At 43.4% G+C, this 13,124-nt stretch carries 9 protein-coding genes and 2 rRNA genes; all 11 read right to left on the bottom strand.

Annotated features, from left to right (window positions below; all coding sequences use genetic code 11):
* Nucleotides 1-97: 97 nt before the first annotated feature.
* The 11 genes from NYE61_RS13340 to NYE61_RS13390 all read right to left on the bottom strand — a co-directional run bounded on the left by NYE61_RS13340 (nt 98) and on the right by NYE61_RS13390 (nt 13,022).
* Nucleotides 98-3,016, bottom strand: a 23S ribosomal RNA gene (locus tag NYE61_RS13340).
* 202 nt (nt 3,017-3,218) lie between these two features.
* Nucleotides 3,219-4,780, bottom strand: a 16S ribosomal RNA gene (locus tag NYE61_RS13345).
* Together the 16S and 23S rRNA genes form the textbook arrangement of a ribosomal RNA operon.
* Nucleotides 4,781-5,282: 502 nt before the next feature.
* Entirely contained in the window at nt 5,283-6,764 is a 1,482-nt protein-coding gene (gene lysS, locus NYE61_RS13350; protein ID WP_095314385.1) for a lysine--tRNA ligase, read from the bottom strand.
* A gap of 335 nt (nt 6,765-7,099) precedes the next feature.
* A complete protein-coding gene (locus tag NYE61_RS13355; RefSeq protein WP_095314387.1) occupies nt 7,100-7,321 on the bottom strand; it encodes a helix-turn-helix transcriptional regulator in 222 nt (73 codons plus the stop codon).
* Entirely contained in the window at nt 7,291-7,803 is a 513-nt protein-coding gene (folK, locus tag NYE61_RS13360) for a 2-amino-4-hydroxy-6-hydroxymethyldihydropteridine diphosphokinase (RefSeq protein WP_303450105.1), read from the bottom strand. The genes NYE61_RS13355 and folK overlap by 31 nt, the downstream gene beginning before the upstream one ends.
* On the bottom strand, nt 7,800-8,165 hold the full coding sequence (gene folB, locus NYE61_RS13365) for a dihydroneopterin aldolase (RefSeq protein ID WP_251659682.1): 366 nt from the start codon (nt 8,163-8,165) through the stop codon (nt 7,800-7,802). Before folB ends, folK begins: the two co-directional genes overlap by 4 nt.
* Nucleotides 8,158-8,988: a dihydropteroate synthase gene (gene folP, locus NYE61_RS13370; RefSeq protein ID WP_251659684.1), complete on the bottom strand. Its 831-nt coding sequence runs from the start codon at nt 8,986-8,988 to the stop codon at nt 8,158-8,160. The genes folB and folP overlap by 8 nt, the downstream gene beginning before the upstream one ends.
* A 357-nt stretch (nt 8,989-9,345) precedes the next feature.
* Nucleotides 9,346-10,275: a cysteine synthase A gene (cysK, locus tag NYE61_RS13375; protein WP_095314394.1), complete on the bottom strand. Its 930-nt coding sequence runs from the start codon at nt 10,273-10,275 to the stop codon at nt 9,346-9,348.
* Between the two features lie 143 nt (nt 10,276-10,418).
* A complete protein-coding gene (locus NYE61_RS13380; RefSeq protein ID WP_095314396.1) occupies nt 10,419-11,327 on the bottom strand; it encodes a peptidylprolyl isomerase in 909 nt (302 codons plus the stop codon).
* Nucleotides 11,328-11,346: 19 nt separating this feature from the next.
* Entirely contained in the window at nt 11,347-12,213 is an 867-nt protein-coding gene (gene hslO, locus NYE61_RS13385) for an Hsp33 family molecular chaperone HslO (protein ID WP_095314397.1), read from the bottom strand.
* 32 nt (nt 12,214-12,245) lie between these two features.
* Entirely contained in the window at nt 12,246-13,022 is a 777-nt protein-coding gene (locus NYE61_RS13390) for a type III pantothenate kinase (RefSeq protein WP_303450097.1), read from the bottom strand.
* Nucleotides 13,023-13,124 lie beyond the last annotated feature (102 nt).

Below are 13,124 nucleotides of genomic sequence, written 5' to 3' on the forward strand. Positions count from 1 at the left end.
AGTTTTATTATATGCATTTCCGAATAAAAATGCAAGGTTTTTTTGAATTTATACCTTAAAAACTAAATAAGAGTAAACAAGACATCAAATAAAGAATTTAGTTAAGTCCTCGATCGATTAGTATCCGTAAGCTCCACGTGTCACCACGCTTCCACACCGAACCTATCAACCTCATCGTCTCTGAGGGATCTTACTCACTCGAAGTGATGGGAAGTCTCATCTTGAGGGGGGCTTCATGCTTAGATGCTTTCAGCACTTATCCTTTCCACACGTAGCTACCCAGCGATGCTCCTGGCGGAACAACTGGTACACCAGCGGTGTGTCCATCCCGGTCCTCTCGTACTAAGGACAGCTCCTCTCAAACTTCCAACGCCCACGACGGATAGGGACCGAACTGTCTCACGACGTTCTGAACCCAGCTCGCGTACCGCTTTAATGGGCGAACAGCCCAACCCTTGGGACCGACTACAGCCCCAGGATGCGATGAGCCGACATCGAGGTGCCAAACCTCCCCGTCGATGTGAACTCTTGGGGGAGATAAGCCTGTTATCCCCGGGGTAGCTTTTATCCGTTGAGCGATGGCCCTTCCATGCGGAACCACCGGATCACTAAGCCCGACTTTCGTCCCTGCTCGACTTGTAGGTCTCGCAGTCAAGCTCCCTTGTGCCTTTACACTCTACGAATGATTTCCAACCATTCTGAGGGAACCTTTGGGCGCCTCCGTTACCTTTTGGGAGGCGACCGCCCCAGTCAAACTGCCCGCCTGACACTGTCTCCGAACCGGATCACGGTCCTGGGTTAGAATGTCCATACAGCCAGGGTGGTATCCCACGGATGCCTCCACCGAAGCTAGCGCTCCGGTTTCCAAGGCTCCCACCTATCCTGTACAAGCTGCACAGACATTCAATATCAGGCTACAGTAAAGCTCCACGGGGTCTTTCCGTCCTGTCGCGGGTAATGCGCATCTTCACGCATAGTATAATTTCACCGGGTCTCTCGTTGAGACAGTGCCCAAGTCGTTGCACCTTTCGTGCGGGTCGGAACTTACCCGACAAGGAATTTCGCTACCTTAGGACCGTTATAGTTACGGCCGCCGTTTACTGGGGCTTCGGTTCAAAGCTTCGCCTTGCGGCTAACATTTCCCCTTAACCTTCCAGCACCGGGCAGGTGTCAGCCCCTATACTTCGCCTTTCGGCTTCGCAGAGACCTGTGTTTTTGCTAAACAGTCGCTTGGGCCTATTCACTGCGGCTCCATGTAAATGAAGCACCCCTTCTCCCGAAGTTACGGGGTCATTTTGCCGAGTTCCTTAACGAGAGTTCTCCCGCTCACCTTAGGATTCTCTCCTCGCCTACCTGTGTCGGTTTGCGGTACGGGCACCTATGATCTAACTAGAGGCTTTTCTTGGCAGTGTGAAATCCGGAACTTCGGTACTAAATTTCCCTCCCCATCACAGCTTGAAATTGCCAGACGGATTTGCCTATCTGACTTTCTCACTGCTTGGGCGCACATATCCATCAGTGCGCATTCCTTATCCTACTGCGTCCCCCCATCGCTCAAACAATCATGAGGTGGTACAGGAATATCTACCTGTTGTCCATCGCCTACGCCTTTCGGCCTCGGCTTAGGTCCCGACTAACCCTGAGAGGACGAGCCTTCCTCAGGAAACCTTAGGCATTCGGTGAAAGAGATTCTCACTCTTTTTTCGCTACTCATACCGGCATTCTCACTTCTAAGCGCTCCACCAGTCCTCACGGTCTGACTTCACAGCACTTAGAACGCTCTCCTACCATTGTTCGTAAGAACAATCCGCAGCTTCGGTGATACGTTTAGCCCCGGTACATTTTCGGCGCAGAGTCACTCGACCAGTGAGCTATTACGCACTCTTTAAATGATGGCTGCTTCTAAGCCAACATCCTGGTTGTCTGGGCAACTCCACATCCTTTTCCACTTAACGTATACTTTGGGACCTTAGCTGGCGGTCTGGGCTGTTTCCCTTTCGACTATGAACCTTATCACCCATAGTCTGACTCCCAAGTAAAAGTAACTGGCATTCGGAGTTTGACTGAATTCGGTAACCCGGTGAGGGCCCCTAGTCCAATCAGTGCTCTACCTCCAGTACTCTATTTCTTGAGGCTAGCCCTAAAGCTATTTCGGAGAGAACCAGCTATCTCCGTGTTCGATTGGCATTTCACCCCTACCCACACCTCATCCCCGCATTTTTCAACATACGTGGGTTCGGGCCTCCAGTCAGTGTTACCTGACCTTCACCCTGGACATGGGTAGATCACACGGTTTCGGGTCTACGACCGCATACTCATTCGCCCTATTCAGACTCGCTTTCGCTGCGGCTCCGTGTCTTCCACTTAACCTTGCATACGATCGTAACTCGCCGGTCCATTCTACAAAAGGTACGCCGTTACCCATTAACGGGCTTCGACTACTTGTAGGCACACGGTTTCAGGTTCTATTTCACTCCCCTTCCGGGGTGCTTTTCACCTTTCCCTCACGGTACTGGTTCACTATCGGTCACTAGAGAGTATTTAGCCTTGGGAGATGGTCCTCCCGGATTCCGACGGAATTCCACGTGTTCCGCCGTACTCAGGATACACTCCGGAGGGAATTCTTTTTCAACTACAGGGCTGTTACCTTCTGTGGCTGACCTTTCCAGGTCGATTCATTTAAAGAATTCCTTGGTAACTCCGAGTGGAGTGTCCTACAACCCCAGAAAGCAAGCTTTCTGGTTTGGGCTCTTTCCGTTTCGCTCGCCGCTACTCAGGAAATCGATTTTTCTTTCTCTTCCTCCGGGTACTGAGATGTTTCAGTTCCCCGGGTCTACCTCATGCACCCTATGTATTCAGATGCATGTACTGTTCCATTACGAACAGTGGGTTCCCCCATTCGGAAATCCCCGGATCAAAGTTTACTTACAACTCCCCGAGGCATATCGGTGTTAGTCCCGTCCTTCATCGGCTTCTAGTGCCAAGGCATCCACCGTGCGCCCTTATTCACTTAACTAAGTTACAGTAAATAAGCGTACTAATTTATTAGCCTTGCTTTTATTTAATCCAGCTTTAGCTCCTGAGAACAGTCGCTTCAGCCTTTTACATTAATATTGATGTCGTTGTTACTCTTATTTAGTTTTCAAGGTACAAATAGAGAGATTTACTCTCTCAAAACTGAACCAAACAACCAAGTATGTTTCCGTAATAATCCTTAGAAAGGAGGTGATCCAGCCGCACCTTCCGATACGGCTACCTTGTTACGACTTCACCCCAATCATTAGTCCCACCTTCGGCGGCTGGCTCCAAAAGGTTACCTCACCGACTTCGGGTGTTACCAACTCTCGTGGTGTGACGGGCGGTGTGTACAAGGCCCGGGAACGTATTCACCGCGGCATGCTGATCCGCGATTACTAGCGATTCCGGCTTCATGTAGGCGAGTTGCAGCCTACAATCCGAACTGAGAATGGTTTTATGGGATTGGCTTGACCTCACGGGTTCGCTTCCCTTTGTTCCATCCATTGTAGCACGTGTGTAGCCCAGGTCATAAGGGGCATGATGATTTGACGTCATCCCCACCTTCCTCCGGTTTGTCACCGGCAGTCACCTTAGAGTGCCCAACTGAATGCTGGCAACTAAGATCAAGGGTTGCGCTCGTTGCGGGACTTAACCCAACATCTCACGACACGAGCTGACGACAACCATGCACCACCTGTCACTCTGTCCCCGAAGGGAAAACTCTATCTCTAGAGGTATCAGAGGATGTCAAGACCTGGTAAGGTTCTTCGCGTTGCTTCGAATTAAACCACATGCTCCACCGCTTGTGCGGGCCCCCGTCAATTCTTTTGAGTTTCAGCCTTGCGGCCGTACTCCCCAGGCGGAGTGCTTAATGCGTTAACTTCAGCACTAAGGGGCGGAAACCCCCTAACACCTAGCACTCATCGTTTACGGCGTGGACTACCAGGGTATCTAATCCTGTTCGCTACCCACGCTTTCGCTCCTCAGCGTCAGTTACAGACCAGAGAGTCGCCTTCGCCACTGGTGTTCCTCCACATCTCTACGCATTTCACCGCTACACGTGGAATTCCACTCTCCTCTTCTGTACTCAAGTCCTCCAGTTTCCAATGACCCTCCACGGTTAAGCCGTGGGCTTTCACATCAGACTTAAAAGACCGCCTGCGAGCGCTTTACGCCCAATAATTCCGGACAACGCTTGCCACCTACGTATTACCGCGGCTGCTGGCACGTAGTTAGCCGTGGCTTTCTGGTTAGGTACCGTCAAGGTTGGGTCAGTTACTACCCAACTTGTTCTTCCCTAACAACAGAGTTTTACGATCCGAAAACCTTCATCACTCACGCGGCGTTGCTCCGTCAGACTTTCGTCCATTGCGGAAGATTCCCTACTGCTGCCTCCCGTAGGAGTCTGGGCCGTGTCTCAGTCCCAGTGTGGCCGATCACCCTCTCAGGTCGGCTACGCATCGTCGCCTTGGTGAGCCGTTACCTCACCAACTAGCTAATGCGCCGCGGGCCCATCTGTAAGTGACAGCCGAAACCGTCTTTTATCTTCTCACCATGAGATGAAAAGTGTTATCCGGTATTAGCTCACGTTTCCGCGAGTTATCCCGATCTTACAGGCAGGTTGCCCACGTGTTACTCACCCGTCCGCCGCTCATTCCATAAACATTACCCCGAAGGGTTCTGTTTATTTCCTGCGCTCGACTTGCATGTATTAGGCACGCCGCCAGCGTTCGTCCTGAGCCAAGATCAAACTCTCCATAAAAGTTTGTAATACTTAGCTTTTGTAGAAGCTGACTTCTACTTGTTTTAAAAAGAAAAACGAGTTTCCTTTTTCTTGACATACTGGTTGTTTTGTTCAGTTTTCAAAGAGCAAATTTGTTGGCTGCCTTGTTTAGCAGCGACTTTACTAATATAACATGTTGAGTTTTTGATGTCAACACTTTTTTTAATTATTTTTTTGAGGTTAGCTTCGACCTCTTGCCTGGACTGTTTCTCCAGCGCAACGTTAATTAATTTACCACGATTTGAAAATGAAATCAATAGCAAAACGCAAAATTATAGCATTGAATTTAAAGTTCTATTATTTATTCAATTCACGCTTCTCCATTTAACTTATTTACTTAGATAACAACACCGTTTTCGAGGATATCTATTATATTTATAATACCCTAATCAATAAGTGATAAAACCGTCTTTAGATAATTATGTCGGCAAACAAAAAACCTTCCAGTTCAAATTGAAACAAGAAGGTTTTTTCGTATCACTTATTTATGACGCATTTGCGGGAACAACAGTACATCTCGTATAGATGGAGAATTTGTCAACAGCATAACAAGACGATCTATTCCAATTCCCAGTCCACCTGTTGGCGGCATCCCATATTCTAGAGCTTCTAAAAAGTCTTCATCCATTAGATGTGCTTCGTCATTTCCTTCAGCTCTTTCTTTTACTTGTGCTTCAAAACGTTCTCGCTGATCAATTGGGTCATTTAATTCACTAAATGCATTTGCATGTTCTCTGCCAACAATAAATAATTCAAAACGGTCGGTAAAACGCGCATCTTCTGTATTCTTCTTTGCTAACGGAGAAATCTCTACTGGGTGTCCATAAATAAACGTTGGTTGTATTAATGTTTCTTCTACTTTTTGTTCAAAGAATTCATTTACAACATGACCAAATGTCATCGTGTCTCTTATTTCAACACCATGCTCTTTGGCTAACGTCCGTGCCTCTTCATCTGTTATATGCTTCCAGAAGTCTACACCGGTTGCCTCTTTAACTGCGTCTACCATATGCAACCTTGTCCATTTCGGCTCTAAGTCAACTTCATGGTTTCCATAAATCACTTTCGTTGAGCCAAGAACATCTTTTGCAATATGCGCTATCACGTTCTCAGTTAGTTCCATAATATCATTATAATCCGCATAGGCTTCATAAAGCTCAATCATAGTAAATTCAGGGTTATGTCTTGTAGAAACTCCTTCATTACGGAATACGCGTCCAATTTCATACACTTTTTCTAAACCACCAACAATAAGCCGTTTTAAATGCAGCTCGATCGCAATACGCATGTATAACTCAATATCTAAGGCATTATGGTGTGTAATAAACGGACGTGCTGCCGCTCCACCCGGAATACTATGCATCATTGGAGTTTCTACTTCAAGGAAACCTTGACCATTCAAGTATTCACGCATCGATTGGATAATTTTGCTTCGTTGTACAAATGTTTCTCTGCTATCCATGTTTGTAATAAGATCTAAATAACGCTGACGATAGCGTTGCTCGATATCTTTTAAGCCATGGTATTTTTCCGGCAATGGTCGTAATGATTTCGTTAGTAAATGGAATTCTGTAGCTTTGACAGATAGTTCTCCTACGTTTGTTTTGAACATTACACCAGTTACGCCAACAATATCTCCTAAGTCTGTTGTTTTGAAAACCTCATAGGCTTCCTCACCAATTGCATCCTTACGTACGTACAACTGTATTTGTCCACTTAAATCCTGCATATGTGCAAAACCAGCTTTTCCTTTTCCCCGCTTCGTCATAAGACGGCCAGCAATCGTCACTGTATCCGTAATTTCCTCTAACTCCTCTTTGGAATAGCGGTCATATTTCTCGATAAGTTCTGTTGCTAAATGGGTTCTTGGAAACTTCTCTCCAAATGGATCCAGACCTTGTTCTCGGTAATCATTTAATTTGTCGCGTCGTACACGCATTTGTTCATTCATTTCTTCAGACATTGTGATCACTCCACTCATTTATATTAGTTAGTATATCTAAAAATCCAACTTCTTTCACGTACAGTCTCTAAACTTTGCAATAGGGTGTTCATGCAGAAAAAACTGCCGGCAGCAGACCGACAGATTTCCTACAACAATTCAAACAGATTTGACACTTTATTCACTGCCTAAAGCTGATCTACAAATGTAAAGACTTAACTTCTATTCCGTGCGAGTCTCTGCCCTAATAATGCTTTTATCGCACAGTGCCATTATTTTCTAGGTCTGAGTAACATGAAGTCACAACTTGGTTGAGAACAGGAATGTCTCCTATTTGAAACATCTTATGTCCTCGCTTATTTCTCACTATTAAGTGATTCCATTGTAATCTCATCCTTTGATACAGACAACTTCTTGGCAATCATCTCTAAAAAGTCATCTGTTGCAAGTTTTGTACCTCGTTCTATGTTACCTATTTGTGCAATCGAAACATCCAGTTCCTTTGCAAAATCGATTTGTGTATATCCTTTTAGCTTACGGAAAGCTTTTATTCTTTTACCGACCCTTTTTGCGTCCATTTCCTTACATCCTTTATGTCTGTTTCAGGAAGATCAAGTATCATTTCCTCAATAGGCTTATTCCAATCAGGCAAGATTAGCTTTGGTGCAATTTCCTGTAAAGGAATGAGTACAAACGCGCGCTCGTGCATTCTAGGGTGCGGGATTATTAATCGTTCTACTGTACTATTTTCTTGATTAAATGTCAAAATGTCAAGGTCTATTGTTCGTGGTCCAAAACGTATACCACGTTTGCGTCCAAGGTGCTGTTCCACAGACTGACAGTATTCTAGAAGCTCCAGAGAAGATAAAGCAGTCTTTATTTCAATGACCATATTTAGAAAATCCGCTTGATCCAAATATCCGACAGGGGCGGTTTCGTAAATAGATGATCGTCGGATAAGTGTAACTTCTCCCATAGTTTCTAGTAATTCCAAAGCCTCTTTAAGATATGCTTCTCTCGGTTCAATATTGGTACCTAATGCCAAATATGCTTGATTCATATCGATCGCTCCCGATAGATTTCTACTGCCACAGAGGCATAGTGCCCTGGAATCGGCGGATCCGGCTTGGTCACGGTCACTTTACAAGCCTGTAAAAGACCAAACATTGCTAATAGTCTTTCTGCAATTCCTTCAGCAACAGCTTCAATCAAATTTTTCACATCACCTTCAACCAATTCCTGAACAAGTTCATAGACATGACCATAATGAATTGAATCATACATGTTATCGGATTCGCCTGGCTTTTTTAAGTCTAGATAGAGCTCCAGATCAACATTAAATCGCTGCCCTAGCTTGTTTTCTTCTGGGAAAAGCCCATGATAACCATAAAATTGCATTTGATTGAGTATAATTTTATCCAACGAAGTGACCTCCCTCAGCAAGCATCGCATCCATCATTTGCGCAGCCTCTCGATTCCGTCTTACATTATGGACACGAACCATTTGTGCTCCTTTCGTAATACCAAGACATGTCGTCGCAACTGTTCCGTTATCACGTTCTTCGGCAGGTATATCGAGAACACTGCCAATGAATCGTTTCCGTGATGTTGCTAATAATAGAGGGTATCCCATTTTTGTTAACTGCTCAAGATTATTCATCACAACAAAGTTATCCTTGGTTGATTTCGCAAAGCCGATTCCTGGGTCTAAAATGATTTTCTCTTTTGTAACTCCTGCATCTAGTGCTATTTGAATACTTTCTTCAAGATCTTTTTTCATATCATCCATAATCGAATGATAATTCTCATTCTTACGGTTATGCATTAATATAATTGGAACGCCATATTCAGCTGCAACTTTTGCAATCTCCGGATCATGTTTCGCTCCCCAAATATCATTGATAATATCTGCTCCTGCTTCAACAGCCTTTCTTGCTACTTCCGCTTTAAAGGTATCAACGGAAATTGCAGCTGCGGCATTTTCCTTCAGTGCCTTGATAACTGGTACCACACGTTTAATTTCTTCCTCAGCAGTTACAGGTATATGACCTGGACGGGTGGATTCACCACCGACATCTATCATATCTGCCCCATGTTGCTCCATCAGCATGGCTTGCTCAACAGCCTTCTCGATCGTTGTATACTTGCCGCCATCAGAAAATGAATCTGGTGTGACATTTAAAATCCCCATAATATGTGTACGTTCTGATAAATCAAATGTCCGGTTTGAAGTTTGTAAAATCATTTTTATCTTTGACCGCCTTCATAATTTCTTTGTATTTTCTATCGTATCAATTTTTCAATGCTGAGGAAACCTTTAAATTTTTTGGTGCTTCCAATAACTAGCGTACCAAAACTGCCTCGTTCAGCTTCAGCCCCCAACGTCTAGCGATACTTACCGACCGGCTAAAACATGAGGCATAGTTACACGTATACCGTTGCCGTGAAATCGGGCATCGTATCCAGGTAAAAGGATGCCGACTCGTCGAACCACCCCAAAGTTCGGGATTCAGACTGCACGTCGCCAACCACAGGCTTCCTCTTTTACGCTCAAAAAAAGGACTGGCACAATGATGCCAATCCTTTTCTATTTTATATTTTCTTATTCATTCTCTTCGAATCGATATAAAGGTGTGGACAAATATCTTTCTCCATTATCCGGCAATATAGCAAGAACCTTTTTCCCTTTTCCTAATTCTTTCGCGACTTTTAGTGCAGCTGCAACTGCAGCACCAGATGAGACGCCACCTAGGATACCATTTGTTGTCGCTACTTTGCGAGCAGCTTCATATGCTTCTTCATTCTCGATTGTTAGTACTTTTTCATAAATATCTGTATCTAAAACTTCAGGTACAAAGCCTGCACCAATTCCTTGAATTTTGTGAGGTGCCGGTGACCCTCCTGACAAAACAGGTGAAGCAGCTGGTTCAACTGCGTACAATTTGATATCATCAAAATGTTTCCTTAATACTCTCCCTGCTCCTGTTATTGTTCCACCAGTACCAATTCCGGATACGAAGCCATCAAGACCATCCTTCATTTGTTCTACAATTTCTTTACCTGTCGTTAGCTCGTGAATGTCTGGGTTAGCAGGATTACTAAATTGCTGTGGCATAAAATAGCCATGCTCATTTTTTAACTCCTCTGCCTTTGCGATAGCGCCTTTCATCCCATCAGCTCCTGGAGTCAATACCAGTTCTGCACCATAAGCACGTAATAAGTTTCGTCGTTCTTGACTCATTGTATCTGGCATCACTAATACTGCTCGATAGCCTTTTGCAGCTGCAACCATCGCAAGCCCAATACCCGTATTACCACTTGTTGGCTCAATAATAGTAGCACCAGCTTGAAGCAAACCTTCTTTTTCGGCCGCTTCCACCATAGCAATTGCGATACGATCCTTTACAGAGCTCCCAGGATTCATAAATTCCAGCTTAACATATACATCTGCACTTTCAGCATCCGTTAAATTATTCAATTTTACAATCGGTGTTCCACCAATTAAACCCGTAATGTTCTCAGCTACTTTCATGACAACCCCTCCTAATCCCAAGTGATTTTATATGAATTAATATAAATGTATGTCTATTTCAAAGAAAAGTCAACTAATATCTCTTTAAAAACGAAGGCAGATAAGGAACTTTTTCCTATCTGCCTAGAATAATCATTCCTGCGCTACTCGCTATAAATCCAATCTATATCCAGTTGCTCCCATAAAGGATCTGCAATCAATGATTGATCCATTTCCTGTAATGCTAATTCACTTTCCATATAAGGCTTAATTTCATCATACGTGAATTCGATAGCCGGAAGCTTTCGGTGTAAGTAGAGGATAGCCACACCATTATCTGCTATAAACGGCTCACTATAGGAGTGCTCGTCCATTTCCGAAGTTACATCATCATAACTGCCTGGGAGAAATTGACTGGAAGTATAGATATAGCCTAAATAGCCACCATCATCTTTCGTTTCATCATCTTGAGAATACTCCTCGGCAAGTAATTCAAATGATGCTCCTTGCTCTAGTTCATCGTAAACCTTTTCTGCCGTTTCCATATTTTCTACGAGAATATGAGATAGCTGTAGTGATGCGGTAAAGTTGTATTGACTTCCATAGCTATCATAAAAGCTCTTAAGTTCTTCTTCTGGTATAGTAGATGCATCTGCAGCAAGGAGTTGTTGTAGCTGATAACGGTAATTGACCTCATCGCGCAAACGCTCTTCTTCTTTCGCAGCCTGCTCTTCTGTCATAACACCTTGCATTGTTATTAAAAAGGCAACATCTCGATTAATCAGTTTCTCATCTATTTTAATTCCTTCTGACTCTGCCAATTGGTTCACAACAGCTCGATCAACCATTTGCTTTAATTGCTTTTCACCATAAGCCGATCGTAACGCTTCTATCCATTGCTGGTAGCTAATTTCTTCATCGCCAATAGATGCAACGGCCTCTTTGCTTGATATTGTTCGCTCATCATTATCGTTCATAACAACCGAGTCTTCATTGTTGTTTAAAATTAACAAGGAAGCAACATTTGTAATTAGTAGTACAACAACAACACCTAATAACAGCTTTTTAGACATGTCAATTTTATTTCCCTTCTTACTGTTTCAATTCTTCTAATTCCGCCTCTGTAAAATAATAGGTTTCATTACAGAAGTGACAGCTTGCTTCAGCTCCATGATCTTCATCAATCATGTTTTGTATTTCTTCACTTCCCAATCCAATAATCGCATTCGCTAATCGTTCCTTCGAACATTTACAACGAAATTCAATTGGCATGGTCTCAAGGATTTTTACTTCGTTGTCAAATAAACGTTGTAAGATTTGTTCTGGTGTATTACCTTCCTCTATCAGTTTAGATATTGGTGGAAGGGACCCGATTTGTTCTTCTAACCTTGTAATAACAGTCTCATCTGCTCCTGGCATCACTTGTACAATAAAACCACCAGCAGAAAGAATCGTATGATCTGGGTTAACCAGCACTCCAGCACCAACAGCAGAAGGCACTTGTTCAGATGTAGCAAAGTAATATGTGAAATCTTCACTGATCTCACCAGAGACAATTGGGACTTCGCCTGTAAAATAATCCTTCAAGCCTAAATCCTTAATAACACTCAAACTGCCTTCTGTTCCAACTGCTCGAGCAACATCTAGCTTCCCTTTATCATTTAACTCAAAGTCAACATGTGGGTTACTTACATATCCACGGACGTGCCCTTTCGCATTTGCATCAGCTATAATTGCACCGATTGGTCCATTTCCCTGTACTTTTATCGTGTTTGAGTCTTCTCCTTTTAACATCGCACCCATCATCGCAGTAATTGTAATTGTGCGACCAAGCGCTGCGGAAGCAGTTGCCCAAGTGTCCTGCCTTCTTCTTGCTTCTTCAACTGTTTCTGTCGATCGAATTGCAAATGCGCGAACTTTAGCATCAAATGCAATTGCTTTTACTAGATAGTCTTTCATGAAATTTTATTCTCCTTTTCATTAGAGGTTACTTACCCTTTAAGATTTAATCTTTGATAGATCAGATACAAACCTTTTAATGTTAACTGTGAATCAACTTTGTCGATTGTAGTCGCACCGTTAGCAATTAGCTTAGCTAATCCGCCAGTAGCAATAACCTTTGGTTCTACATTTTTCTCCTGCTTTATTCGGTTAACAAGACCGTCTACCTCTCCAACATAACCATAGAAAACGCCGGCTGTCATCGCTTCTACGGTAGATGTTCCCACAACTTGATCCGGAGCTTGAATTTCGATTTTAGGTAGCTTGGAGGCTTTATTATACAATGCTTCCATCGAAATTTTAATTCCTGGAGTAATAATCCCACCGCTATATTCCTCCTGCTCATTAATATAGCAGTAGGTTGTCGCAGTCCCAAAATCAATGATAATTAATGGTGCGCCATATTCTTCAATAGCTCCTACTGCATTGACAATACGATCTGCACCGAGTTCTTTTGGATTAGGATAATTCATCTTTAAATATGTTTGGGTTTCTTCCTTCCCAATAACAACTGGATCCATATGGAAATACTCTCTGCTCATTTCCTCTAATGCAAACATAATTTGCGGTACTACAGAAGATATGATGACACCATTGATATCTGAAAAAGCTATGCCTTTATAGTCAAATAACGATTTTATTAACATTCCAAATTCATCTGCTGTCTTATAGCGATCAGTTTTTATCCGCCATTCATGTTTCAACTGATCTTTCTCAAATACACCAAGGACTGTATTTGTATTTCCAACGTCAAGAACAAATAGCATGTGTCACCAAACCTTCCTATCATTTCTATTTTTTAAATATAACATACTTCAGAAACCAGAACAAAAGCGCAAGCACCCGGGAGTGCAAGGTACGAACTTATG

Source organism: Oceanobacillus sp. FSL W7-1304 (assembly GCF_037969805.1).
GTDB lineage: Bacteria > Bacillota > Bacilli > Bacillales > Amphibacillaceae > Oceanobacillus > Oceanobacillus profundus.

What these genes read in the sequence shown, in the direction of transcription:
- folK (WP_303450105.1), bottom strand. Translation starts at nt 7,803, where the DNA reads ATGAATCAAGCATATTTGGCATTAGGTACCAATATTGAACCGAGAGAA.
- NYE61_RS13390 (WP_303450097.1), bottom strand. Translation starts at nt 13,022, where the DNA reads ATGCTATTTGTTCTTGACGTTGGAAATACAAATACAGTCCTTGGTGTA.
- hslO (WP_095314397.1), bottom strand. Translation starts at nt 12,213, where the DNA reads ATGAAAGACTATCTAGTAAAAGCAATTGCATTTGATGCTAAAGTTCGC.
- lysS (WP_095314385.1), bottom strand. Translation starts at nt 6,764, where the DNA reads ATGTCTGAAGAAATGAATGAACAAATGCGTGTACGACGCGACAAATTA.
- cysK (WP_095314394.1), bottom strand. Translation starts at nt 10,275, where the DNA reads ATGAAAGTAGCTGAGAACATTACGGGTTTAATTGGTGGAACACCGATT.
- NYE61_RS13380 (WP_095314396.1), bottom strand. Translation starts at nt 11,327, where the DNA reads ATGTCTAAAAAGCTGTTATTAGGTGTTGTTGTTGTACTACTAATTACA.
- NYE61_RS13355 (WP_095314387.1), bottom strand. Translation starts at nt 7,321, where the DNA reads ATGGACGCAAAAAGGGTCGGTAAAAGAATAAAAGCTTTCCGTAAGCTA.
- folP (WP_251659684.1), bottom strand. Translation starts at nt 8,988, where the DNA reads ATGATTTTACAAACTTCAAACCGGACATTTGATTTATCAGAACGTACA.